This is a genomic window from Neobacillus sp. NPDC058068, from assembly GCF_042885335.1.
Lineage (GTDB): Bacteria > Bacillota > Bacilli > Bacillales > Cytobacillaceae > Neobacillus.
On sequence record NZ_JBHVSI010000011.1, the window covers coordinates 172,410 to 197,955 of the forward strand.

Below are 25,546 nucleotides of genomic sequence, written 5' to 3' on the forward strand. Positions count from 1 at the left end.
ATTTTTTTTGTAGATGACCAGGTGAATTACCTGGTGTAACATCGGCAGATACATGTAACGGTGAATTTTCCAAACGAATGCCCCCTAAATTTCTATAGAATAATAATTTAATTAATCAGGAACTATAAAAGGGATAAGTTTTTTCAATGAATTTCACAGGGTATTAGAGGAAGCATTGGTTATTTAGGCAGAGACCCTTGTAAGGTGCCCTGCCTTTTCTTATTTGTAGATTTAAGCTTTTACATCTTCTTTTTCTAAATCTTTCGGACCAAATGTTGCTTTTGGTGACCACCATAACGGAACCTTGATGCTTTCGTTGGTAAGTTTTCCTTTCCCATTGGCAACGTCTCGTGCTATTTCATAGCCTGCCTGAGCATGACGGATAACCCCAATTCCAGAGTCAACGGTCATGGCTACCTCAAGCCTCATATCTGACTCAGCGGTCCCATCGGCTACCATAGTAACCCCAGTATGAACGGCTTCACCCATTGAATAGTTAGCTTGCAGGGCAATTAGGTCACACATTCCAACAGCGTTCAAAAGACCATTCAATACCGGCCAGTCAGAAATGAGGTCGCCGCCGTCCTTCATATTTTCAGATTCAAATGTCGGGTTCACGATGGAACCGGAGTCAAGGTTGTCACGGGAGAAAGCAACCGGGCCAGCAAGCTCACCGCGTCTGATCATATCGTTAACTTCTAGGGCAAACGCTTTCCGCTGGCCAAAGCCCATATAACAAATACGTGCTGGCAATGCTTCAATTGGAATATGCTCTTTAGCAAGCTTAATCCAGCGTGTAACAAGCAGGTCGTCACTGAACTTTTCTAAAATCATATCGTCAATCTTCCTTAAATCTTCTGCTTCCCCGGATAGACATACCCAGCGGAAAGGTCCACGGCCTTCACAGAAGAGCGGGCGAATGTATTCTGCAACGAAGCCTGGGAGGCGCTTTGCTTCTCCAGCAGGCATTCCTGCATCAATACACTCTTTACGAATACTTGTGCCGTACTCAAACGATTTTACCCCAAGGTCTAGAAACTTAATGAGTGCTCTTAGTTCACGAATCATGGTTCCACGTGCTTTTTCTAAGTAAAGTTCTCTGTTTGTTTCGCGCAGCTCCTCTGCTTCTTCAACTGAATATCCTGCTGGTAAATAGGAAATTGGATCATGTGCTGGTGTCATTGATGTTGTAATATCTGGCAGGAATCCTTTTTGCAGAACTTCTTCAAAAATATCAGCTGCATTACCGACAACGGCAATCCCTAACGGCTTTCCAGCAGCCGCGTATTCTTTTGCCAACACGATCGCTTCATCCAATGAATCTACTAAAACATCAATAAATTTCTTTTCAATTCGTCTCTTGATAATTTCTACGTTGGAATCACAAAGAATGGCAACGCCGCCATGCATGGTCATCGCTCTTGTCTGGTTTCCACCCATACCGCCGGCACCGGCTGTTAAGAGGATTTTTCCAACAAGTGAGTCATCATAATGTAAGCGGGCAATCGCAGATAGTGTTTCAAATGTTCCTTGGATTACACCTTGCGTTCCAATATATTCCCACGGTGCCGCTGTATAATTGGCATACATCGTTAAGTTCTTATCCTGCAGCTCATAAAATGTTGGCCAATCCGCTTTCATAATATTGGTTGTTGCCATAACAACCGTTGGTGCATATTTATGTGTTTTGAAAACGGCAACAGGCATACCGGATTGAACAACTAGTGTTTCATCATCTTCCAGTTCTTTTAACGATTTCACTATCGCATGGTAGGACTCCCAGTTACGAGCCGCCTTCCCAATACCGCCATAAATGATTAGTTCTTCTGGCTTCTCAGCATTTTCCATATTATTTTCAAGCATTCTCAAGATTGACTCTTGTCTCCAGCCCTTACAACGCAATTCAGGCCCTCTTTGTGCTTTGACGGAATATAAGATTTCTGGTTTTGACATAATAGTTCCTCCTGTAATGAAAAGTAATGTTGGTGTTCTCATTTTTATATAATGCAAGTACCGTGCCAAGTTGGTTGAATTATAGGAATTTTCATATTGTTTATTCGAAATTCCCATGGTAAATGCACTTTTCAATTCCTGTCATCCATCTTGAAAAAGTATTTTGAAAAACTACCTCAAACAAACTGCAGATGTTTTTTGCACCCTTTTATCTGTAGCTAACGAAATCATCCTATCCTTAATGTAAACGATTTCAATCTCTTGCTGCAGACAAAATCTGCATGCAAATTCGTCCCTCTATTTACTTGGCACTTATCTATTTACAAATAAAAACAGCCAAGATTTTTAAAGAAAACTCGCCGATTGGCGAGCCGTTAGGCGAAGACAGAGGCGAAGACAGAGGCGTAGTTGCACTTATGCCTGATGGGAAAGTTATACTTTCCCATCGGCGAAAGAAAACCTTGGCTGTTTCCCTACCCGAGATAGGCTTTTTTCACTACATCCTGTTCACGCAAGTTTTTTGCTGTATCATGAAAATGAATTTCCCCATTCTCCAAAACGTAGCCACGATCGGCTACAGATAAAGCCATTGTCGCATTTTGTTCAATTAACAGAATGGTTAATCCCTCTTGTTTAATCCGATTGATTGTTGAAAAAATACTTTTTACAACAATTGGCGCTAAACCCATCGACGGCTCGTCAAGAATCAGCAGCTTTGGCTTTGCCATCAAGGCCCGTCCAACGGCTAGCATCTGCTGTTCCCCGCCACTCAATGTCCCGGCCATCTGCTGGCGGCGTTCAGCTAAACGAGGAAACAAAGCAAAAATTTTCTCGATTTCCTGCTGGAATTCCTTTTTCGATATCTTTCTGGCATATGCTCCCATCATTAAATTATTTACGATCGATAATTTTGGAAAAATCCGTCTTCCCTCCGGAACCATGACAATGCCTTCTTTAACAACCTTATGGGCAGCGAGCCCCTTAATCTCTTTTCCTTGATAAATAATCGACCCTTTAGAGGGGATTGTTCCGGAAATGGCATTTACCGTTGTGGTTTTCCCTGCACCGTTAGCTCCAATTAAAGCAACAGCCTCGCCTTCCTGAACTTCCAGTGATAGATTCCGGACCGCATGAATGCTTCCGTAAGAAACGTTAAGATTTTTAATTTGCAGCACATTCATTCACCTCTTCCGTGTCTTCTTTTCCGATATATGCCTCAATCACGGCAGGGTTTGCAATAATCTTCTCCGGTTCATCATCAGCAATCTTCTCTCCGTGGTCGAATACGGAAATTCGATCACAAAGCCCCATCACCCAGCCAACATTATGCTCGATTAAAATAACAGTCGTTCCATTCTTTCTGATCTTCCGGATCAGTTCGCCAATTTCATTCGTCTCATCCGCATTCATTCCCGCCGTCGGTTCATCGAGTAAAAGAAGCTTCGGCTTGGCAACTAATGCTCTGGCTATTTCCACACGGCGCTGATTTCCATAGGATAGGCTGCCAGCTCGTTCTTCTTCCAATCCGGCGAGCCCGACAAGCGCTAATATTTTTCGGCTTTCTTCCTTCACCAGCTCCTCTTCTTTTTTTGCTGACCTCAGCCCCAAAATAGCGGACCAAAGTCCACTATGTGTCTTGCCAAACATCCCAACCATCACATTTTCAAGAACCGATTCATCCTTCAGTAAACGGATATTCTGGAAGGTCCGGGAAATCCCCAATTTAGCAATGCGAAACGGCTTTACTCCCTGCACTTGTTGCTGTTCAAAAACAATGGTTCCTTCATTGGGCTTGTAAATCCCTGTTAACATATTGAAAAATGTCGTCTTCCCCGCCCCATTTGGTCCTATTAATCCAAAAATTTCTCCTTCATTTACATGAAGACTAACCTGGTTAACCGCGACTAACCCGCCAAATCGTTTGCTGATTCCCTCGATTTTAAGCAATATGTTCACCACCCTTGACAGCCTTCTTCTTGTTCCATGGCTTCGTCATTACTTTCTTTGCTCCCTTTTTACCAAAGATCCCATTTGGGCGGTAGCGCATCATCAGCACCATAAGCAAGCCATAAATCATCATTTTATACATATCAAGATAATTCATATCAATAAACGTAAATTGAAATAGCCGGAAAAATTCAGGTAATAAATAAAGCACACTTACGCCAAATAGCGTACCCCGGATACTGCCTAAGCCACCAATTACGACCATGCTCAAAAGCGTCGCCGAAACCGCGAAGCCAAATGAGTCCGAACTGATAAATGAAACCTTATGTGCAAACAAGGCACCAGCTGCGCCCGCATATGCGCCGCCGATGGCAAAGACAAGCACCTTATAATAGGTTGTATTGATTCCCATCGATTGAGCGACAATGTCATCCTCCCTGATAACCATCCAGGCACGCCCAATACGGGATTGCGTCATTTTTCTCACAGCATAAATGCCAATTAGCATGACGATGAGCAGGAAGACTAAATAACTCATATTCTCGAGCTTCATGCCGAACAAGGACGGAGTGGGAATGGAATCAATTCCATAGGCACCGCCGGTAATCGATGAATTTTTAAAAAATGACTGGATGATCAGCCCCATCCCTAAAGTGGTAATAGCCAAAAAGTCTTCGCGCACCCTAAGACTCGGCAACCCCAGAATTGCACTAATAACAAAGGTAATTACAATTGCTAGGGTAATAGCGAGCCATGGGTTTAAATCAGCCTTAACAGATAGAATGGCTGATGAATACGCACCGATTCCAAAGAAGGCAGCATGACCGAGCGATACTTGACCAGCATAGCCTGTGATTAAATTTAAGCCTAAACCGAGCAAAATATAGATAATTAAAAAGACAACAATATCAACGTAATATGGATTAAATAACGCTTCCAACATCATCACCTACACTTTCTCGACCTTTTTTCCAAATAATCCAGATGGTTTGATTAACAAAATGACAATTAGAATCACAAATGCAATCGCATCCTTATCGATGACCATTCCTGACAAATAGCCATCGCTCATCGTTTCTACCAACCCAAGGATGAGACCGCCTACGACTGTGCCTCCGATTGATCCTAATCCACCAAGAACCACCACACAAAATGCTTTTAATCCGGGAATCGATCCCATACTCGGAAACAAGGAATTGTAATTAAGGGCAACAAGAACACCTGCAGCGGCAGCCAGTGCAGATCCAATCATAAATGTCACAGATACTACCCTGTTGACATTAACCCCCATTAAGGAGGCAGCCCGCATATCCTGGGCGACAGCCTGAATCGCTATCCCCATTTTCGTAAATTTTAGAAAGGCGTAGAGAAGACCTAGCCCGATTACTCCTGCTATGACAATATAAAACTTATAATTGGTAATCGAAACGGATTGCGTTAGATGAAAGATGGTATTTTCAATGCCCGTTTCTGGGAATGACAACGTATCGGATGTAAAGATTACTTGAAAAAAATTCTCAAGAAGGATGGCAACACCGACCCCGCTAATTAACGTTGTAATCGGGTGTCCGCCTCGCAGCGGCCGATAAGCAAAGCGTTCAATGCCCATCCCAATGACGGCGGAGACTGCCATCGCTAAAAGCAATGCAAGCGGAAAAGGTAAATGGAAATAAATCATTCCCAACATCGCCGAAAATGCGCCGACCATGTAAATAACTCCATGGGCAAAATGTAATAATTTCAAAACCCCGTACACCATCGTTAAACCAACGGAAACGAGGATATAGACAAAACCAATCGCAAACCCATTAATCAACTGTTGTGCTAACATTTCATTCATCCTTTCTATTAAAAAATAGCTGTGTTAAAAGTGAATGTTGATTTCCGTTCCAGGCGCTTCGCTTTCCGCGGGGCGGGCGGTGAGCCTCCTCGGCGCTAAAGCGCCTGCGGGGTCTCACCTGTCCCGCTGCTCCCGCAGGAGTCTCGCGCCTTCCACTCCAATCAACATTGTGCTAAAAATCAACATGTGCTTTAACAGAGCCTAAAAAATAAATGCAAAGAGGAGAGGTTAGGTCCCCTCCTCCCTCTCAAGTCTTTAAAGCTAGTTAATAAGTTAAAGATTTGACGTATTGGAACTTACCGTCCTTAACGGTCATAAAGATGACTGGTTTTACTACCTCATGATGAGCATTAAATGAAATTTTTCCGGAAGTTCCTTCGAAATCTTTCGTATCACTGATTGCTTTTGCCAATTTTTCTCGATCTGTTCCTGCCTTTTTCATCGCTTCTAATATCACTTCGGTTGCATCATAGCTTTGTGACGAGAGCATGTCCGGTTCACTATCCTTATATTTCTCATGCCATGCCTTAACAAAATGCTGCACAACCTCTCTTGTGTCTGTAGCAAAGAATGAAGTGGTAAATGTGGCCGCTTGCGTATTTTCTTTACCCAATTCTAGGAATTTAGGTGAGTCAAAACCATCCACGCCCAAGAACTGTGCATCAATCCCCAATTCCTTCGACTGCGTGACAATTCCTGCCGCTTCATTGTAGTATCCAACCACGTACAAGGCGTCTGGTTTAGAAGCTTTAACCGCTGTTAAAATGGAGCTGAAATCTTTATTACCCATTTTAAATGGTTTCTCAATCACGACTTTTGCTCCAAGTTTTTTCGCTTCATCTTTAAAGGCGCTATAGATGGAAATCCCATAATCAATATCAACATACAAGACAGCAATGTTTTTCTTCTTCAAATCATTTACTGCATAATCTGCCATCGCTTTTCCTTGTATATCGGCTGTATAAATGACACGATTTACATAGTCCCCGCCCTTGGTAATGTCAGGATGAACCGCATACGCGACCACCATTGGCACCTTTGCGGATTGAACCTTCGGTGTAACCGTTTTCATCGGACCGCTGTATCCCCCGCCGACAATCCCTGCCACTTTATCACTATTGATCAATTTTTGAACTGCCTTCAATGCTTCTTCCGGTTTCCCTTGATCATCTTCCGCAACAAGTTCCACCTTTTTTCCGTTGACTCCACCCTCTTTATTAAACTGTTCGATGGCAAGCTGGGCAGCATTTCTGCTAAGCGTCCCATCAGTCGAAGTAGGACCAGTTAAAGGGCCTACCCAGCCAAGTTTAATGGAATCCTTACTTTTGGCTGAACCAGAGGATTGATCACTAGCACATCCGGTTACAAACAAGGAGATCCCTAACAAGCCAGCAAGAATGAAACTACGTTTTTTCAATGTACATCACTCGCCCTCTTCATTTTTGATAAAAAATATAATACAAGTTCTTTTTTTCATATATTGCAAGTTTCATGCCATTTGTCGAATCATTTCCGAGCACCGTGAATAATTAAGGCTGTATTCCATTCGAAGCTGTTTTGCCACTGAAAACGAACAAAAAAAAACGCAGATGAAATTTGCGCATTGATTGATTAGTTAATAGAAAACCATTCGTTAGCAACTTGACCAATTACATTTCTAGGATTGCAGATGGAATTTGCATGCAGACTATTTTAAATTTTAATAATAGATGTTATATTCTGAATACATTACCAAGAGGAGGAATGAAACTTGTACGCAGCATCTATTGGAACAATGGTACGAAGTTTTGTTGATGGAGTGATTGTCTTAAATGACGAATTTGAAATACTTTGGCATGACGTTCATGCAGATATTCCCTTGGATATCAGCAATGGTGATAATTTACTAGAAATCCTCCCCTGCACCGGGGAAAAATTAATCGAAAATGGAACATTCCCTATTACATTTAACGAGAGAAAGCTAGATATTGAAGTGAAAAAGTTTGCTGCCGATTTAAACTATACCGTTATTTGTATCGAAGATCCGATAAATCTGACGTCAAATCAGAAGACTAGATTATATTGCCTCGAAAAAATCGTCGATACCCTTAGGGAAGGCGTCATGATGAGTGATCACAATGGAAGGATTGCTCTATATAATGAGGCACAGGAAAAACTAGAGAGTTTAGACAGCAGCGAAATTATCGGAAAACCACTGTGGGAAGCCTATAACTATAACCCGCAATATTCCGAGCATAAACATACTTTTAAGACCGGCAAACCAATTTTCTCTAGATATCGGGCCCACTCAACAGTGAATGGTGTTCCGAAGTATGTGAATTATAGTACCTACCCAATCCAAAAGGACGGGGAAACGATTGCCGTTTTTTCCCTAAGCACAAATGAGTCCCATCTCAAGAACTGGCTCCATCAAACAATGGAACTAAAAAGGCAGGTGGAGCACGAGGAACCGAATCATCAGCCTCGCAAAAATGGCACTACCTTTTCCTTTGATGATATTAAAGGAAAAAGTATCGCATTAAAAAACTTGATTCATGAAGCTGAAAATATTGCTATACATAATACGGACGTCTTAATTGTCGGCGAAACAGGAACAGGCAAAGAATTATTTGCTCAAAGCATGCATAACCACAGTTTAAGAGCAGAAAGTCCATTCGTTGCCATTAACTGTGCCGCCATTCCTGAAACCCTTCTAGAGAGCACGTTATTCGGGACAGTGAAAGGGGCATTTACCGGGGCGACTAACCAGATGGGGCTATTCGAGTATGCAAAGAAAGGCACGCTATTTCTTGACGAAATTAACTCCATGCCGATTACTCTACAATCGAAATTAATCCGAGTCTTACAGGAACGTTTAGTCCGCAGGGTTGGCTCAAATGAGGTGACTCAGGTAGAATGTACCGTTATTAGTGCATCCAACGAAGATCCTGAGAAATTAATCGAAGAGGGAAAAATGCGTCTCGACTTGTTTTACAGACTTGCCCACACTAGCCTTTATATTACTCCATTACGGGAACGAACAGAAGATATTCACTTTTTCATTCATTACTTTCTCGACAAATATCGAAGAAAGTTTAACAAATTGGTTCCAGAGCTTTCTAAGGCATTGCTCTCCTTGCTTCTGCAATACCATTGGCCCGGCAACACGCGGGAACTTGAGCACTTAATTGAAAATTTAATCATTCGTGCAAAAGAATCAGATGAGTCCATTGATGTAGAGCATCTACCTGCCTACATGAAGAAAAAAATCATTTCAGTTCAGTCCGTTCACCTTAGTAAACAAAAAGAACTAAAACGAAATCCATTAAAATCGATTTTCTCCAACTCACAAGAGCATTATATCCATAAAACTTTAGTCGAAACATCCTGGAACATCTCCAAAGCCGCCAAAACACTAGGAATCACCAGGCAAAGCTTACAGTATCATATTAAAAAGCACGGTTTGGTTAAGCCTTAGGGACAGGCTCCGTGTCCCTGCACAAAAGTTTGATGGAAGTACATGGGCAGGACAAGGAACTTGCCCCTCGTCCCAGCGCTAACAAAAGAAATTTGAAACTTTACAGAGATTTATACGTATATGGTATAGGTTCATATAAAGATTTGGTACAATAGTAAAAAAACAGTATAGGCAGGAGATTTAATTTGGGCTCAAACATTTTACAATTTGGATATTATTTATTTGAGGGTTATTATTGGCTAATTATTATAGCAATTTTTGGTTCTTGGTTTCCTCAATTTCGCTCATCAAAGCTGGGGGAATTTATTTATAAGCTAGTGGATCCTTATTTAAGTTTCTTTAGGCGATTTATTCCCCCTCTTGGACCAATTGATTTTTCACCGATCATCGCATTATTTGCTTTAAAATATTTAGGCGGATTTGCTTTAGAAGGTCTTCGTCAGTCATTGAACATGATCGGAATTTAAGAGGTAACAGATTTATTAAATACGCTATGACGGCAGTGATTTCCCTGCCGTTTTTTTGTTTGAATTGAATAAATTTACCATTGGAGTATAATGAATTCCGCTTACAAGGTCAGCCAATAGCCATCGCATCGTGATACCGTTCCATATTTTCAAAGAAAGAAAATGTCTGTATTCCACAATCACTTTCTCGTTTCCCTCCGTACAACTGGTGCTACCTCTGATGCTAATCGTTCAATGTTCTCCGCTACTTTTTTAAATGGCATTCCGCCTATATCCATTTGGGCAATAAACCGCTGATGTCCGAATAGCTCGTATTGATGGAGAATTTTCTCGATAATTTGCTGGGAGCTTCCGACAAATAAAGCCGTTCCTGGTGCAGACAACTGATCAAAATCAGCTCTGGACATCTGAGTACTCATCCTACCACTTTGGCTGTTAAGGGCTCCCCAATAATTTGAATGATACGGAAAGTATTCATCCTTAGCCTGTTGCGACGTCTCTGAAATAAAGGCGTGTCCGGTAACCCCAACTTTCAAATCTTCAGGCTTATGACCAGCTTGACTTGCAGCCTGTCGATAAATATCCACTAGCGGCTTAAACCGGAGTGGATCGCCCCCGAGTATCGCTAACGCTAAACCGGTACCTAATCTCCCCGCTCGTGCTGCGCTTTCCACTGTGCCACCGACCCCAACCCATAAGGGAATATTTTTTTGCACAGGCCGCGGTGCAATTTCAGCATCCTTTAGGCTTGAACGAAAATGTCCATTCCAGGTAATCTTCTCTTTTGCATTCAGCTTCAGAAAAAGTTCAATATGTTCTTCAAACAATTCATCATAATGATTTAGCTCATAGCCAAACAGCGGGAAAGATTCGATAAACGCCCCACGCCCCGCAATGATTTCGGCCCTTCCATTTGATAAGAGGTCGAGTGTCGCAAATTCTTCAAATAAACGTACAGGATCAACAGTATTTAATACCGTTGTAGCACTTGTCAATTTTATTTGCCGCGTGACTTGTGAGAGCGCAGACAACACAACCGGCGGTGCTGAAACTGCATAGTCCAGACGATGATGTTCTCCAACCCCAAAAACGTCCAACCCAGCCTCATCCGCCATTTTCCCTGCTTCAATGATTTCTCTGATACGTTGTTTTGCACTAATGGTTTTCCCGGTTTGCGGATCTGAACACAAATCTGCTAATGTATAAATCCCAATTTCCATAGATGATTGTTTAGTGGTCGATTCTTCCTTCACCTTTCTCTCTCCCAACATATGCATTGTAACTGACTTGCTGACTAGTATTATATGCTTTATCTTTTGATTAGGGCTTCAAATGTTGAGGACGGAGAAGCTCATTTTATCTACTCTTTACTATGTCAGCAATGTTGGGGTCGAATATAAAATGGACAAGCCCCACTACTTGGCCATATCCGTTTATAAAAAAAAAGGATACACAGAGTAATAATCTCACCCATTTGTATCCTTTTTAAGTCTAATTTCTTCAGGTCGAAAGGAGTTCCTTTTATGCTTCCAACCAGTTTTGTGACCATTTTTCTATATCTCTCATTAGAGGTTCGAGTGCTAAACCTTTATCCGTCAAGGAATATTCAATTCGAACTGGAGTTTCTGGATAAACATCTCGTTTAACGATTCCCTCGGTCTCCAAATCCTTTAACCTCTCTGAAAGCACTCTGCCGCTTACACCCACTGAAGATTCAATCGTACAAAAACGCAGCGGACCAGTTAATAGTTGGTAAATAATCATTCCAGTCCACCTTTGGCTCAATAACCCCATGGCTTTTTCAAATCTAGGACAAATCGACTTTTCCAATTAAATCAACTCCTTACTATTATTATATACATATTTAAAAATTATTAAATTACTTTTTACAGGAAACTTACTTGACTTCACTTAATTATAACATTATACTTACTTACATAAAGTAACTAACTAATAAATTGCGTCAAAAAAATGTTTGTTAGTTATGAACAAAATAAATAACAAAGGAGCATTAAGTAAATGTTAAGAAAAAATGAAGTAGTTACAACAATATTAAGAGTATTTTTAGGTGCAACCTTCTTAATACATGGGTTAGCAAAATTTCAAGGTGGCATTGAAAATACTGTAGGATTTTTTGAAAGTTTAGGTCTTCCAGGCTTCACAGCGTATATGGTAGCTCTAATTGAATTAATTGGCGGTATTGCAATTGTATTAGGTGTGGGAACAAGGATTATTTCAATTCTATTTGTTATTATTCTGGCTGTTGCGATTGTTAAAGTTAAACTGGCTTTAGGATTTCTTGGAAATGGTGAAATGGCAGGCTATGAACTTGATTTAGCGTTAATGGCAATTTCACTATATCTCGCTGCAACAAAAAAATCTTTCTTAGCATTAGATAACGTACTGTTTCGTTCCGAGAAAGCTTAATTATTGAGGGAGGTAACTAAAATGAATTTTCATCATGAACCTATTACATTCGTAGGTCAAGTAAACTTAAAGGTACAAAATTTAGAACGGTCGCTAGCTTTTTATCAAGAAGTAATCGGCTTTAAGGTATTAGAACAAACTGAAAGATCCGCTAACCTGACTGCGGATGGAAAGACAGTATTACTATCCATTCAACAACCGAATAACGTTGTTCCTAAACAAGGAAGAACTACGGGATTATATCACTATGCACTTCTTATGCCTAAACGATCTGATTTAGCTAAAATAGTGAACCATTTTGTGGAAATCGGTTTGCAGTTTGGTTCTTCAGACCATCTTGTGAGTGAAGCTCTTTACTTATCTGACCCCGATGGAAATGGAATTGAAATCTATATAGACCGTGAACCTTCCGAATGGGATTGGAAAAACGGTGAAGTGGCAATGACAGTCAATCCATTGAATTTTGCAGACCTCCTTGCTGGAGGTAAACAGCAATCATGGAAAGGCCTGCCTGCTGGTACCGTTATGGGACATATCCATTTGCATGTATCTGAATTAAAAAAGACGGAAGAATTTTATATCAAGGGACTCGGATTTGAAGTAGTAAACCGATATGGCGCTCAGGCACTTTTCATTTCGGATGGTAAATACCATCACCATATTGGTTTAAATACTTGGAATGGCGTAGGTGCACCAACACCTTCTCCTAATAGTGTTGGACTTGAATCATATACTTTGATGCTTCCGAATGAAGAAAAGAGAAATGAAATTATAGCTCAGTTAAAAAATATTGGAGCGCCCGTCACTGAAGAAAATGGTTCTTTCGTTACCTCGGATCCTTCTGGTAATCGGATATTATTGCAGGTTTAATTGTATGATTTTTATCTAATTTTACATTTTAGCTGGAGGGGGAATACTGGTGTGCATAAAAGAAGAGGGATATAGAAATACTGGAATAGAAATTGGTCTCTATACGCTCGGAGATATAGGTCCAGATCCCCATAACGGCAAAACAATTAGTGCTGGGCAAAGAATTAAGGAGATAATTCAAGCAGCCAAACTTGCTGACGAAGCTGGACTTGATGTATTTGGAGTTGGTGAACATCACCGATTAGATTATGGCACTTCAGCCGTTCCAGTTGTTTTGGCTGCCATTGCTCAAATAACCAAACGAATTAAATTGACAAGTGCGACCACAGTGTTGAGTACTGTTGATCCTGTTCGTTTGTTTGAAGACTTTGCTACCTTGGATTTACTTTCAGATGGACGGGCAGAAATTATCGCAGGTCGTGGCGCGTTCGTGGAATCCTTCCCACTTTTCGGTTATGACATAAATGACTACGATGCCTTATTCTCGGAAAATATCGAGTTGTTTTTAAAACTTAATGAAAACGAGAGAATTACATGGGACGGTCATTTTCGCCCGTCATTAAGGAATGCTGAAATTGCACCTAGACCTTTACAGAATCAGATACCGATCTGGGTCGGCGTTGGAGGCACACCCGAAAGTGCAGCCCGTGCTGGTAAGTTAGGGGCTGGAATGGCTTTAGCAATACTTGGCGGCGACCCAATGCGATTTAAGCCACTGGTTGATTTGTACCGTAAAACTGGCATCGAGGCAGGGCATGATCCGGAAAATCTCAAGATTGGTGTAACTGGTCATGGGTATTTTTCAAAGACAAGCCAACAAGCCAAAGATGAATTCTTTCCTTATTATTCAAATTATTGGTCATATGTTAACCATCAGCGGGGAATGACTAGTAGGAGAATATCTAGAACAGATTTTGAACAATTAACAAGGCAGGAAACAGCCTTGTTTGTGGGCAGTCCACAACAAATCATTGAGAAAATCCTTCGACAGTACGAACTCTTCGGCCATCAACGTTTCATGGCACAGATAGATATAGGTGGTCTGCCATTTAGGAAAGTAGCCGAGGGCATTGAGCTATTAGCTACAGAAATAGCTCCAATTGTTCGGAAAGAAACAAGTAAGTAAAAAAATAAGTATAGAGGTGTGAATAATGGGTTTTTTAGACAAACTATTTGGGAAACCAAACAAGGAGGAAGAATCAATGACAACTGAAAAATTAAATATTGGAATCATTTTAGGCAGCACACGCCAAGGACGTGTAAGTCCACAAGTAGGAGAATGGGTAAAAGGTATAGCTGACAAACGTGGAGATGCCAATTATGAAATTGTAGACATTGCTGATTTTAACCTTCCATTTTTAGGAACAACTGACGGAGCAGAACCAGGAATTGCATCTTGGAATGAAAAGCTTGCTAATTTGGATGGATTCGTATTCATCGCTCAAGAATATAATCACAGCATTACTGGAGCACTAAAAAATGCACTTGATTTTGCTCGTGAAGCATGGAACAACAAAGCAGCAGGTATCGTAAGCTATGGTTCAACTGGAGGAGCTCGTGCAGCTGAACATTTACGTGGAATTATGGGTGAATTAATGATTGCGGATGTTCGTGTACATCCTACCTTGTCCTTATTTACAGATTTTGAAAACGGAACGGATTTCAAACCAGCTGAACTTCATCTAACTAATGTTAATGCTATGCTTGACCAAGTTATCGCTTGGAGTGGTGCATTAAAAACTTTGCGATAAAAATAATCCAATTGCCAAAGGGCGCCAACCCCTATTTTGGGGTAAGGCGCCCTTTTACATTTGAATTTTAATAAATTCTATGATTGTTAAGACGGACGTCAACTGGATCTTTTGGAGCAAGCGGATCATTAGTTAAATCATTTGCAGGCATGGTTTCGTCTCTTAGGTTTGGGTCGGCACTTGTCTCAAATTCGTCAACTCCAACACGATTTTCACGGCGTTCAACAAGGACGATAATTTTACCTTCATTAACAAGGTCCTCATAATGATTCGCTTCTTCTTCTGAAATGCCCATTCCAATTAAAGCTCCAGCCAATCCTCCTGTTCCCGCACCAACAGCAGCACCGGTCAAGGTTGCTACGATTGGTCCAGCTGCAATAAACGGACCAATGCCTGGTATAGCGAGGGCACCCACCCCTGCCAACAACCCAACAAGTCCGCCAAGTGCACCGCCTGTCGCAGCACCGGCAGCAATGCCTTCTCCAGTCTTCGTACCGGTGACATCTTTAACTTCATCTACCATATTCTCATTTTTCCCAATAACAGAAATATCTTCAGCAGCATAGCCCTGTCTTTTTAAGGCTTCAACAGCTCGGATGGCCTCATTTTCAGTATCGTAAACTCCTACCAGGTGCTTTTCATGTTCATTCATTGAAATTCCTCCTTGGACGAGTAGTCTTTTTTTAACTACCCGCCCATAAGAGGAATGAAACATTTTTTCGAAGCTGCACTAATAGAGAATCATTGACTAAAAAACTTAGACCAATATGACTTTTTAAAAGTGCGCCCCCCAATATTCAACTTCTTATGGGATTTTTTGCCATCCATCCGACTGCACCATCTTTTTTAATCAAGTTGTATCCCGAACAGCTATCATCTAGTAGAGAAACGACATCGCCTTTCTTTACACTAATCTGAGCGCAGGATATATCTGTTTTCGCCTGGAATTGCCCTTTCTCATTTCTATGAATATATTCATTTTTAACATATCGCTGTTGATTCGTTCCTGGCTGCTTGCATAATGTAAAATGATTGCCTTTTTCAACCGGGACAATTTCGTAAAATGGATAGGAGATAGAACCGGACATCTTTGGATCCGCCTTAAAATCTCCTCCTATCTTACATGTCGGGTAATGATCAACATAGGTAAAGGAATAGGCAGTTTCATTGTTCGTAGTTTGAATGATTAAGGCATTTAATTGTCCAGATTCTTTTACGTTGTTTCCGCCGTCAATGGCAATGATTTTTTTCTCGTGCTGAATGATTGGATTATGTACCAAAACGTCAGTAGAATAATTCCCTACCGGCCAGTGCCCGACAACCACATATTTATCGGAACGGTGGGACTTTTCTAAAAAGGTCGGCAGTGAAACCGCCGTATCCCGCTCCGTTTGTTTCCAGTCATCAATGTCGGCTATCCCTGCATGGACAAAAATATATTCATCGGTTTCAATAGCCGTCGGCAATGCGGTCAACCATTCTATTTCTTTGCTCAAGTACTTAGTAAGACACTCCTTGATACTTTGGATCGTTGTCTCTTCGGTGACTTCAACCCCAATTTGCTCCAGCCATTCATGGAAGATGGAGTCCTTTCTTGCCCGCAGGTAGCCCAGTAACTGCGGATTTTCATTTAAAAGTTCTTCCATTAAGGTTTCACAGTTCCCTTCAATCACATAAACCTTCGGATTCGTTGCCGCAAGTTCCATTACATAACTGACTACACCTTTGCTGTTGCTGCCTTTTTCACACAGGTCACCATTGATTATCAAGTAATCTTCTGTTCCAAATTGAACTTTTTCAAGCAGCGCTTTAAAAAGCGCTAATTCTCCATGGATATCGGATATCACAATCACTCTAGCATGCTTTGGAATCGATAGTTGTTTAATTTTGTCCATTTTAAAATACCCCTTTTATCAAATCGACCTCTAACTTTCACCCTATGTACAGTTACAAATCTCTCTCAAGCACCACCATATCCAATGCCCTGATTCCATTCTCGTAGATGGGGTTTGGATACTTTTTAAAGAAATTCTTTTTAATTTCTACCATCCTAAACCCGAGCTTTTGATAAAATGCTAAGTTAGCAATACTTGAATTGGCCGTACCAACAAGCATTTTGTTTAGTCCCTTCATTTTATATAAATCGAAAGACTCTTTAATTACTAATTTTCCTATTCCCTTTCCCTGGTAATCCTCGATAATAGCAATATTTTTAAGTTCCACGATTCCATCCTGAAGGAAAATAAATAGGGCGACCCCTACGATTTGTCCTGCGCAGAGAATGGCGAACATCTCGCAATCGTTTATGTACTCTCTAACAATTTCTTCACTTTCATCCGCTAAAAGAAGATAGTCTAGAAATGAATTTCTTTTCTCCGTTTCAATTGCCTTTAATTGAGCTTTAAGCATAAGCTGCATCCCTCCATATTACACTCTAATTTTAGCATAACTTGGTATTGTGGATTAATTGTGGATAACAAAAAAGCCCAATTTCTCAGCATAAATATGGATAAATTGGGCTTTTTTATATTGAATTTCTTTAACGTTATCATAAATTCGATAACTATCGTTACTCCCTATAGAAAAATTAAAGCCTGTATTAATGCGAGTGCAACAGTTACTATTATTGGTGCAACTTTTAAAAGCATTCCCCCACCAGTTGTAGAAATTAATGGATCAACAGGGTCTCTTGCTGGTGATGCTAGAAGATTGATGAAACGTTCCCACCTACTAGATTTCATTGGGAAATCGGGTATCTCTACGTGATATTCATCCAACTTTGTACACAGATGATGGTCCTTTTTAAAGGGATCGTGGCTCATTTTCTTCTCCCTCCAATTCTTCTTTTAATCTTTTGATTGCTGTGTATAATCTTGATTTAACCGTCCCAATCGGAATTCCAAGGATTTTGGCTATTTCCTCCAATGGCAAATCGTGATAGTAGAAAAGCAATACAACTGCACGCTGTATTTCAGGAAGCTTTGCAATAGCTTCTCGAATCGTCATTCTGTCTGAATGATGGAATTCTTCGGACTGTATCGGAGTAAGAAAGGGCAAAAGGCTCCTCCATTTTTTACGGCGGTTTAATCTTGTTATCATCAATCGATAGGCAATTTGAAAAAGATATGATTTTAGTTTTCCATTCCTTGGATTGTAATTGTGCTTATAACGCTGAAGTTTGACAAATGTATCTTGGACGATATCCACGCTTAATTGCTCATCTCTTGTATAACGGAAAATAAACGAATAAAGGGACTGTTTTAATAGGGTGTATATACCTTCTAACGCCTCGTCATCTCCATTTTGATAAGCTGTCATCAATTCATCCTCGCGCTCACTCAATCTCATCGCCCCAGCGTTCCTTGATAGCTTTCAATGTCATCGATACCCTGCAAATTAAGTAAATAATTGAAACAAGAGTCCATACTTGTGCTTGGTTAGTAAAAAATTGTACAAAAACATTCTTAACCGTTTCACCACTAGAGACTAAAAAATTTAGAACCTGAACACAAATAATTGAATAGGCGGCAAGACCAAGCGTAAGTGTATCAAAAACATTCCATCTTAAATAGATTTTCGTCTTCTTATAATTGATTTTACCATTTTCACGGACAACATATTTGCGCTCCATTGGAATAGCAATTGCAAATATAAGAATCATTAATAAACCTGCAACGATAAGAGAAACAATCCAACCAGTATCCATTTGTAACATCCCCCATCTACCTTCTTTACTACCTATACAAATGAGAAGGCAAAAAGGTTCATTTAAAATGAAAAGATTTTTGTCTACCTAAATTCTTCTATAGCTCAATGTTTCAACCAATTTTAAGAAGGGTACTTTAAGCTGTAGTCATCGATAAGGAGTTGTTTTCATTGAGCAAAAAAATTGCTGTTTTAGTAACCGATTATTTTGAGGATCCTGAATTTGCAGAGCCGGTAAAGTCCTTTAAGGAAAAGGGCCATAACATAACCGCAATCGAAATGGAAAAGGGAAAAAAAGTGAAGGGTAAGCAGGGACAAAGCGAAGTCGTCATTGATGAAAGCATTGATGATGTCTCTCCTGAGGACTTTGATGCACTTTTCATTCCAGGTGGATTTTCGCCGGATATACTTCGTGCCGATGAGCGTTTTGTCCGCTTCGCCAAAGCATTTATGGATGTTAAAAAACCCGTGCTAGCCATTTGCCACGGTCCCCAACTGCTGATTACTGCTGAAACGCTTGAAGGGCGTGATGTAACGGGTTATAAGTCCATTTATGTAGACTTAAAGAATGCCGGCGCTAATTTGCATGACAAAGAAGTAGTCGTATGCCAGGATCAGCTGGTCACCAGCAGACAGCCTGAAGACATACCAGCCTTTGTACGAGAATCCTTACGAATATTGGGATAACAAAGATGGCAGGAGGAGCTTCCTTCTGCCTCTTTATTATGGCTCATTGAGATGGATAAAGTAGGAATTTAATAAATTGCATATTCCTCCAGTGATTTTAATATTTTTCAGCGGGAAGGTATTCCCTCCATTCTTTCCATGTTTCCAAATAATCACTTAAATCATGCGGATGAACTTTAATACATACTCCTATACGGGTATATAATTGAAAGAGAACTTCATCCACAAGCCGTTCCTTAGTAAATGAAGCATGGCTATTCCACAACGAAAATAATGACAATAGTGTGCTTAAATTTAGACTATCTGGAGAAGAACAAAATGCGTAAGTAAAATCGTATACTTTAGGACCAATTAAAGGTGAGGGGTCAATAACTCCTTTTAATTGATGATCCAAATATACAAAATTATGAACACCCGTATCCCCATGCAGATAATACTTCACCTCTTGATGATGATAGATATCCAATTTATTTACCAATTTCACTATTCTTTTATGGTCCTCACTTGGCAGGAAATCGCCTATGTTCTCTTGGGCAAACTTTAAACTACTTTGGTTAAATTCTGACCATGAGTTTCTGTGTATTCCATTTACTCTTCCCCAGGAAATGTTGTTATCAGCCATTTGGTATTTATCGAATAGCTCTTTTATTAAAATTGTCATCCATTCTAATTTAGATCCCCGATTATTGTGTGTCTCTCCAGAAATATACGAGTAAGCGATAAATTCTTTGTCATCGTCTGTATAAAGGACCTCGGGAAACAATTTTATATCCTTATATGCTAACAGAAAATCCTCAGTAGCAGTAATAATCTTCGGGTGGTCTATTTTTATCACAAAGGTTGGCATATTATTAACAAGGATAGTGTATAAAATGCCATTGGTTGTGCCACTTCTTAACCTCTTTAATTCCAGACCATCCTTTAGTATCAAACCTTTATTAATTAAGAAATCAATGATTTCAGTTATTTTTTTCATATTTTCCTTTCAACTGCTTGGTCACTATCATGCTGGAATTGTTCCCATCCTTTTATATTCAACATCTTTCTTCAAGCAAGATATTTTTCTTTAAATATCGTACTCAATTCACTCCATACATCAAATTTATTTCCATCTAAATCATAAAAAACAAAGTTCCTTCCCGCGTGTCCCCGGTTCTCAATTTCTCCAACTTTTATCTCTTTTTCGATAAAATCTCTATGAATAGCTTTTAATGCATCCAATCCATTAACTTCAAATGTTATCGAAAAACGTTCTTCACCGTAAATATCATAAAAGTTGGAACTTTGATTTTCCATTGATTTAACAAGAAACATGCTTTGGTTTGCAAAGTTCAAAATTGCTTTGTCTTCATCTTTGTAGCTTAACTCTGCGCCTAATTTGTTTACGTACCATGTAGAGGAATTTTCCACATTTCCGACAGGTATATAAGTTGTACCCACCCTTACTAATTTTTCGTTCATTTGATTGCCTCCTATTTATATCAAAAGTATTGTATTTATATTCTTCGTTAATCAATAAGAACCTTCTAAAATATTTAAAACATAACCACCATTTTGTTGAATAAGAAAAAACTTTAAGGAACTGCTTCAATCTTCTTTATACTAAAATTATAAATTTGGTTTGTCCTCTATTCCTTATTCATTAAATCTTCCCATCAAAATAGTATTATACTGACAACTCCCACTGCAAAAGCAGTGGGGTTCTAGGATACAGTGGCCAACTTTCTTAGTACACTTCTCAACGATACCCTTATCTTTCCTTGCGGATAGAGTTTCTATCGAAGCACTGGTGTACGTTTTCCTAAAACATTAACGGACGTATTGCGTATAGCAAGACACTTCTCCAAGCAAGCCCGTTTAGACTCCTTGTGTGTTTGTCGTTCCGACTTCTCTTGGGCGTTGTCACGACCAATCAGGTTTGTGTTATGCGACAAACCAACGCAATGTTTTGCTTGCTGATTCTTTTAGTCTTGCAATCTCACGATTATGCAATTGAACGAAGTTATTCCACCCAGAGTTGCATATGTCTACATCAACAGAGTTAAGAGTTTCAGTGGTGTTTCCAATCAAAAAAGCACTATATAAATCACGTTGAATTCGAAACTCTCCAAAATCATTCCAACGTTCCGAGAGCTGTTTCTTTGTATTTTCGCCGGTGACATGATTAAATTGACTCGCTTTTATAGCGTAGGTATCTATTTTCTTAATGGATCGTCCTTGATAGCCTAGTTTTCGGTCAATAATTGTGAGGAGCATGGCTGGGGCATGATTGGCGATTGATTTACCAAACCGTTTCTTGCGGTTAATCTTGCCATTCTTCTTGTTGCGGGTTGTTTTCTTTGTTCGCTTTTGAAGCGACTGAAACCTCATGGTTTCTACTCGTACATCAGAACCAAGTGCAAGAATATCATTCGCTAACTTCTCATGCGATATTTTTCGCCGGACAGCCATTTTCCGATACAATTCTTTGCGTATTTTACGAAGCTTCTTGTATCGGTTGGAGTAGTTCCATTCCAAGCGACCTTTCTTAATCGTGCCATCTTCTTTGAAGTTGTCAGTATTAGTCGCTCGTTTAGACCGATCCATTGCACGCTGAATACGTCTTAATTCGGCTTTATCAACATTGCATTCTGGTGCAAGCTCACGAAGTTCAACGGTAGTTTCGCTGCTAAATGCGATTGTAGAGGAACCAATGTCAATCCCTACACGTTTGTTTCCATCATTCGCAACTTTTCGATTACGTTTTGTTGGTGGATAACCTTCTTGAATAAGTTGTACAAAATAGCGAACCTTTCCTCGGACTTCTCGTTTTAAGATACGTACATATTTTGTTTTATCCATTAAGGCCAGGTGGGCATATTCATCATTGGCTTTCGGGGTAATCGGCGTACACAACCAATTCTTAGAATTTGGACATTTCTTTGTTGGCTTGTCGCCCCAAATGATATTGCCGTTTGCATATCTCAAGCCCGTTTTATTTGATTTATTTTCAACAGAAATATTATCATCTAATTTTTTGAAGTGTACTTTTCGAGCCTTGCCAAAATGTAGTTTCTCAACTGATCGAAACGCTCTTGTCGCGATTTTTTGTGCTTCAAAACTGCCGATATTTTCCTTGAATTTGTGCTGAACTTGTTTCACGAAATCGTGCAAAACATATTCAGAAAAGCCGTAGGTTAAACGTATCTCTGAAAGTAGATGATCACGTTCTTTGGACTTAAGTTCTTTCAGTAGCCTGCGATATTCCATATCAGCTTTTACATATTTATGCCGTTTTAGAGCTTCACCTAGACAAGAATTGTAGACTGTACGAGCAATCTTAAATTTCTTCTCTAATCGGTGTTTTTGCCAAACGGGAATGGTTAGAGGAAATTCGATTGTATAAGTTGGTGTACTCTTTCTTGCCATAGGTTTCAGCTCCTTACTAGTTACACTTTTTCTGATTTTCAACGTATCGCTTAATCGTTGTACTCGACACATTTCCAGCAGTGGACACAAAATAAGAACGTATATTCGTTAATACCTTAATTATATCAATTTTAAAAAATTCCTACAACAATTATATGGAAATAAAGATAGTGAAATTTTCAAATGCTTGAAGTACCACAAACCTTGCGGTTTCTAGTGGTACTCCGCATTTGACCTCATTCTCATCCTATGTCTAAGGACGGGCTAACGCCCTGCATGGGCTTTCTCGTTCGGAAAGTCTGTAATTGGATTGATACCGTTACCCGTTTGTTTATATCCTCCAACCACTAACTATATTTTGTATTCCCGCCTTAAATAAACAATTTCAAAAATGGAATACTAACATTATCTAATTGGAATTGGGTGGGATGGAATTGAGAACCAATGAAAATACATTATCTATTTTTGCTTTAGGCGGTATAAATGAAATCGGTAAAAACATGTATGTTGTCGAATATGGAGAAGATCTCATCATTATCGACTGTGGTGGTAAATTTCCAGATGAGAGTTTATTAGGAATTGATTTAATTATTCCTGATGTTTCTTACTTGGAAGAGAATAAGGAAAACATCCGTGCTTTAATTGTGTCACATGGGCATGAAGATCATATTGGCGGAATCCCTTACCTTTTACGAAAAATAAATGTCCCTATTTATGCCACACGTTTTACACTTGGATTAATTGAATTAAAATTAGATGAGCATCGGCTTGTAAGGGATACAAAACTTATTCCCATTGATTCAGATTCTAAACTCGAACTGGGAGAATTTAATGTATCCTTTTTCCAAGTAAGCCATAGTATTCCAGATTGTTTAGGAATTGTCTTTCATACACCTGCAGGAAATGTTGTTCATACTGGGGACTTTAAATTCGATTTAACACCTACAAATGAGCAATATTCAGATATTCATAAAATGGCCGCTATTGGTCAGCAAGGTGTCTTATGTTTAATCTCTGAAAGTACCAATGCTGAGCGCTCCGGCCTGTCACCATCTGAGCGAATGGTCGGCAGCCACATGAATGAGGCTTTCATGAAAGCTGATGGAAAGATTTTTGTTTCGACTTTTGCATCGAATGTGAATCGTGTTCAGCAAGTAGTTGAAGCTTGTATGAAAACGAATCGAAAGCTTGCTTTGCTCGGCCGCAGTATGGTCAATGTAGTCTCCGTAGCAATTGAACGTGGATATTTAATCGTACCGGACGGGATGCTGATTGAAGCAAATGAAGTCGATCAATTAGCACCTGAAAAAGTTGCGATTCTCTGTACGGGGAGTCAGGGAGAGCCAATGGCTGCTCTCGCCCGCTTATCTAGCGGAAATTATCGGGATATTTCCGTTTACCCCGGCGATACTGTTATTTTAGCAGCATCGCCAATCCCCGGGAATGAGAAAGATGTTTCACGTATAATCGACAACTTATTTCAACTGGGAGCTAACGTAACTTATGGATCAGGAAGCACAACAGGCATGCATGTTTCCGGTCATGGATACCAAGAGGACTTAAAGCTCATGCTTACCCTCATGAAGCCAACCTATTTTATTCCCGTTCATGGTGAATTTAGAATGCTGCACCACCATCGTTTGCTCGCCGAATCGGTTGGAGTTGAGCCGGGAAATACATTTATTATGAAAAATGGTGACGTTGTTGATATCGAAAACTCCATTGCCCGTCAGACTCGGAGGATTCCGTCGGGCGATACGTATGTGGACGGAATGGGCGTCGGTGATGTAGGAGAAATCGTGCTCCGAGACCGAAAACAACTTTCTGAAGATGGCATGCTTGTGATTGTTTTAACCTTAAGCAAAACGGAGCGCAGAATTATTCAAGGACCGGACACGATTACGCGTGGTTTCGTATACGTAAAGGATTCAGAAGATCTCCTTAGAGAGATTAACCGCCTCGTTAAAAAAACGGTTAATGATTTACAAGCGGAGAATATTCGCCAGTGGAATGTAGTCAAACAAAATATTAAAAAATCGGTGGGCCAATATTTATTTACAAGAACAAAGAGAAAGCCGATGATCCTGCCGATTATTATTGAAATTTAATGACAAACACAGCTGCATCCCCGAAAAATTAACAATAAAAAAAGCTTCCACAACGAGGAAGCCGTTCTCTTTTGGAGTACCCGCAGTACAAAAAACACATATAAATGTATGTAAAATAGCAGAGTAATTCGCATATGAATTCGCTCTGCATTTTTATTGATTTATCAACGTTTTATTGGTTATTATAGGTTAAAATCGCATCTATAAATCCCATACTGAATAGCAACTGCCTAAAAAAATTAGGCAGTTGCTGATTGGCATGCGATTTTGCATGCTATTATATATGCACTAAAAACAGCGGCAGTTTATTGTTTGCCGCTGTTTTTCTTGAATATAAGCACCCTTTTGTTGAATAAAAATTGGATTATTACCACAATCACCTTTATGTTCATTACTTGCTCAAAGACTCCATACACCAATAACTTAGAGAATTATAAATCCTGTTTTAACACAATTCCATACTCTAAGTATATCTTTAAAAGTGTTAATGCTTCTCCCCAACCCACTGCACATCCAATACAGGCTTTTAAGTCTTTTCCTGAATTTGTATAACCCGTCTCATTAAGAACTACTAATGTTCCGTCTTTATAAGGCTCAAGTTTAAAAGTTACTGTTGAATTTTGTTCTCCTGGTGACCATTGAAAAACAAATCTTTTGTTTGGAGTTGCCTCAAGTATCTTCCCCCCATCTTCAACATTTACATTTTCACTACCGAAATTTGTCCATCTCAATCGTAATTCACCAGTTCCATCTGGGTTTATCTCTAAAGATGTGTCATCTGTAAACCAAGCATTCCAACCTTGAGATGTTGAAACTGTTTTATACACTTCTTCTAAAGGTACTTTAATGTAGGTTTTATGGTTTATATCTGGCATTATCACTACCCTCCATATCCCTGATTTCACTTTATTCTATAACCTATACTA

At 39.8% G+C, this 25,546-nt stretch carries 26 protein-coding genes and 1 pseudogene; 9 read left to right on the plus strand and 18 right to left on the minus strand.

Features of this window, described 5'->3' with window-relative positions; all coding sequences use genetic code 11:
• Positions 1 to 231: 231 nt before the first annotated feature.
• From hutU to ACFVSW_RS14770, 6 genes are all read right to left on the minus strand, one after another.
• Positions 232 to 1,953, minus strand: coding sequence for a urocanate hydratase (hutU, locus tag ACFVSW_RS14745; RefSeq protein ID WP_387317313.1), 1,722 nt, complete (start codon positions 1,951 to 1,953; stop codon positions 232 to 234).
• A 473-nt stretch (positions 1,954 to 2,426) separates the two neighbouring features.
• The gene (locus ACFVSW_RS14750; protein WP_387317315.1) at positions 2,427 to 3,128 is read right to left on the minus strand and encodes an ABC transporter ATP-binding protein; all 702 of its coding nucleotides are present in this window, start codon (positions 3,126 to 3,128) and stop codon (positions 2,427 to 2,429) included.
• Positions 3,115 to 3,900, minus strand: a complete 786-nt coding sequence (locus tag ACFVSW_RS14755) for an ABC transporter ATP-binding protein (protein WP_387317318.1) — start codon at positions 3,898 to 3,900, stop codon at positions 3,115 to 3,117. The genes ACFVSW_RS14750 and ACFVSW_RS14755 overlap by 14 nt, the downstream gene beginning before the upstream one ends.
• Positions 3,893 to 4,843, minus strand: coding sequence for a branched-chain amino acid ABC transporter permease (locus tag ACFVSW_RS14760; RefSeq protein ID WP_387317321.1), 951 nt, complete (start codon positions 4,841 to 4,843; stop codon positions 3,893 to 3,895). The genes ACFVSW_RS14755 and ACFVSW_RS14760 overlap by 8 nt, the downstream gene beginning before the upstream one ends.
• 6 nt (positions 4,844 to 4,849) lie before the next feature.
• A complete protein-coding gene (locus ACFVSW_RS14765; protein ID WP_387317323.1) occupies positions 4,850 to 5,731 on the minus strand; it encodes a branched-chain amino acid ABC transporter permease in 882 nt (293 codons plus the stop codon).
• A 274-nt stretch (positions 5,732 to 6,005) separates the two neighbouring features.
• Positions 6,006 to 7,157: an ABC transporter substrate-binding protein gene (locus ACFVSW_RS14770; protein ID WP_387317326.1), complete on the minus strand. Its 1,152-nt coding sequence runs from the start codon at positions 7,155 to 7,157 to the stop codon at positions 6,006 to 6,008.
• Between the two features lie 333 nt (positions 7,158 to 7,490).
• Here ACFVSW_RS14770 and ACFVSW_RS14775 point away from each other — a divergent pair, with 333 nt between their 5' ends.
• Together ACFVSW_RS14775 and ACFVSW_RS14780 are read left to right on the plus strand one after the other, a co-directional pair.
• Positions 7,491 to 9,197 carry a sigma-54 interaction domain-containing protein gene (locus ACFVSW_RS14775; protein WP_387317329.1) on the plus strand — a complete coding sequence of 569 codons (1,707 nt, stop codon included), beginning with the start codon at positions 7,491 to 7,493 and terminating at the stop codon, positions 9,195 to 9,197.
• Positions 9,198 to 9,382: 185 nt separating this feature from the next.
• On the plus strand, positions 9,383 to 9,664 hold the full coding sequence (locus ACFVSW_RS14780; protein WP_387317331.1) for a YggT family protein: 282 nt from the start codon (positions 9,383 to 9,385) through the stop codon (positions 9,662 to 9,664).
• A 179-nt stretch (positions 9,665 to 9,843) separates the two neighbouring features.
• Here ACFVSW_RS14780 and ACFVSW_RS14785 read toward each other — a convergent pair whose 3' ends face one another.
• Both ACFVSW_RS14785 and ACFVSW_RS14790 read right to left on the minus strand, forming a co-directional pair.
• Positions 9,844 to 10,884, minus strand: coding sequence for an LLM class flavin-dependent oxidoreductase (locus ACFVSW_RS14785; RefSeq protein ID WP_387317418.1), 1,041 nt, complete (start codon positions 10,882 to 10,884; stop codon positions 9,844 to 9,846).
• A 301-nt stretch (positions 10,885 to 11,185) separates the two neighbouring features.
• A complete protein-coding gene (locus ACFVSW_RS14790; RefSeq protein ID WP_387317333.1) occupies positions 11,186 to 11,494 on the minus strand; it encodes a winged helix-turn-helix transcriptional regulator in 309 nt (102 codons plus the stop codon).
• Between the two features lie 189 nt (positions 11,495 to 11,683).
• Between ACFVSW_RS14790 and ACFVSW_RS14795 the strand changes: the two genes are divergently transcribed.
• Genes ACFVSW_RS14795 through ACFVSW_RS14810 form a run of 4 tightly spaced genes read left to right on the plus strand, consistent with a single transcriptional unit; the run spans position 11,684 to position 14,712 of the window.
• Entirely contained in the window at positions 11,684 to 12,091 is a 408-nt protein-coding gene (locus tag ACFVSW_RS14795; RefSeq protein WP_387317335.1) for a DoxX family protein, read from the plus strand.
• Positions 12,092 to 12,112: 21 nt separating this feature from the next.
• A complete protein-coding gene (locus tag ACFVSW_RS14800; protein ID WP_387317337.1) occupies positions 12,113 to 12,961 on the plus strand; it encodes a VOC family protein in 849 nt (282 codons plus the stop codon).
• Positions 12,962 to 13,016: 55 nt separating this feature from the next.
• The gene (locus ACFVSW_RS14805) at positions 13,017 to 14,087 is read left to right on the plus strand and encodes an LLM class flavin-dependent oxidoreductase (protein ID WP_387317421.1); all 1,071 of its coding nucleotides are present in this window, start codon (positions 13,017 to 13,019) and stop codon (positions 14,085 to 14,087) included.
• 25 nt (positions 14,088 to 14,112) lie between these two features.
• On the plus strand, positions 14,113 to 14,712 hold the full coding sequence (locus tag ACFVSW_RS14810; RefSeq protein ID WP_387317339.1) for an NADPH-dependent FMN reductase: 600 nt from the start codon (positions 14,113 to 14,115) through the stop codon (positions 14,710 to 14,712).
• Between the two features lie 67 nt (positions 14,713 to 14,779).
• Here the strand turns inward: ACFVSW_RS14810 and ACFVSW_RS14815 are convergent, their stop codons facing one another.
• From ACFVSW_RS14815 to ACFVSW_RS14825, 3 genes are all read right to left on the minus strand, one after another.
• Positions 14,780 to 15,364 carry a general stress protein gene (locus ACFVSW_RS14815; RefSeq protein WP_387317341.1) on the minus strand — a complete coding sequence of 195 codons (585 nt, stop codon included), beginning with the start codon at positions 15,362 to 15,364 and terminating at the stop codon, positions 14,780 to 14,782.
• Between the two features lie 145 nt (positions 15,365 to 15,509).
• Complete coding sequence (locus tag ACFVSW_RS14820) at positions 15,510 to 16,607, minus strand: metallophosphoesterase (protein WP_387317344.1); 1,098 nt, start codon at positions 16,605 to 16,607, stop codon at positions 15,510 to 15,512.
• Positions 16,608 to 16,659: 52 nt separating this feature from the next.
• Entirely contained in the window at positions 16,660 to 17,121 is a 462-nt protein-coding gene (locus ACFVSW_RS14825) for a GNAT family N-acetyltransferase (RefSeq protein ID WP_387317347.1), read from the minus strand.
• A 60-nt stretch (positions 17,122 to 17,181) separates the two neighbouring features.
• Here ACFVSW_RS14825 and ACFVSW_RS14830 point away from each other — a divergent pair, with 60 nt between their 5' ends.
• Complete coding sequence (locus ACFVSW_RS14830; RefSeq protein ID WP_387317349.1) at positions 17,182 to 17,478, plus strand: hypothetical protein; 297 nt, start codon at positions 17,182 to 17,184, stop codon at positions 17,476 to 17,478.
• Positions 17,479 to 17,514: 36 nt separating this feature from the next.
• Here the strand turns inward: ACFVSW_RS14830 and ACFVSW_RS14835 are convergent, their stop codons facing one another.
• Positions 17,515 to 18,030, minus strand: coding sequence for an RNA polymerase sigma factor (locus ACFVSW_RS14835; protein ID WP_387317424.1), 516 nt, complete (start codon positions 18,028 to 18,030; stop codon positions 17,515 to 17,517).
• 16 nt (positions 18,031 to 18,046) lie between these two features.
• Positions 18,047 to 18,418 (minus strand): group-specific protein, encoded by a 372-nt coding sequence (locus ACFVSW_RS14840; RefSeq protein WP_387317351.1) that lies wholly within the window; start codon positions 18,416 to 18,418, stop codon positions 18,047 to 18,049.
• A gap of 170 nt (positions 18,419 to 18,588) precedes the next feature.
• Between ACFVSW_RS14840 and ACFVSW_RS14845 the strand changes: the two genes are divergently transcribed.
• On the plus strand, positions 18,589 to 19,104 hold the full coding sequence (locus ACFVSW_RS14845) for a type 1 glutamine amidotransferase domain-containing protein (protein ID WP_387317353.1): 516 nt from the start codon (positions 18,589 to 18,591) through the stop codon (positions 19,102 to 19,104).
• A gap of 97 nt (positions 19,105 to 19,201) precedes the next feature.
• Here the strand turns inward: ACFVSW_RS14845 and ACFVSW_RS14850 are convergent, their stop codons facing one another.
• The 4 genes and pseudogenes from ACFVSW_RS14850 to ACFVSW_RS14865 all read right to left on the minus strand — a co-directional run.
• Positions 19,202 to 20,080, minus strand: a complete 879-nt coding sequence (locus ACFVSW_RS14850; protein WP_387317355.1) for a hypothetical protein — start codon at positions 20,078 to 20,080, stop codon at positions 19,202 to 19,204.
• A 71-nt stretch (positions 20,081 to 20,151) separates the two neighbouring features.
• Positions 20,152 to 20,565, minus strand: coding sequence for a VOC family protein (locus ACFVSW_RS14855; RefSeq protein WP_387317356.1), 414 nt, complete (start codon positions 20,563 to 20,565; stop codon positions 20,152 to 20,154).
• A gap of 462 nt (positions 20,566 to 21,027) precedes the next feature.
• A complete protein-coding gene (locus ACFVSW_RS14860) occupies positions 21,028 to 22,512 on the minus strand; it encodes an RNA-guided endonuclease TnpB family protein (RefSeq protein ID WP_387317359.1) in 1,485 nt (494 codons plus the stop codon).
• Between the two features lie 16 nt (positions 22,513 to 22,528).
• Positions 22,529 to 22,612, minus strand: a pseudogene (locus ACFVSW_RS14865) (IS200/IS605 family transposase); the annotation flags it as partial.
• A gap of 328 nt (positions 22,613 to 22,940) precedes the next feature.
• Here ACFVSW_RS14865 and ACFVSW_RS14870 point away from each other — a divergent pair.
• Positions 22,941 to 24,620: a ribonuclease J gene (locus ACFVSW_RS14870; RefSeq protein WP_387317362.1), complete on the plus strand. Its 1,680-nt coding sequence runs from the start codon at positions 22,941 to 22,943 to the stop codon at positions 24,618 to 24,620.
• Positions 24,621 to 25,051: 431 nt separating this feature from the next.
• Here ACFVSW_RS14870 and ACFVSW_RS14875 read toward each other — a convergent pair whose 3' ends face one another.
• Positions 25,052 to 25,495, minus strand: coding sequence for an SRPBCC family protein (locus ACFVSW_RS14875; RefSeq protein WP_387317365.1), 444 nt, complete (start codon positions 25,493 to 25,495; stop codon positions 25,052 to 25,054).
• Positions 25,496 to 25,546 lie beyond the last annotated feature (51 nt).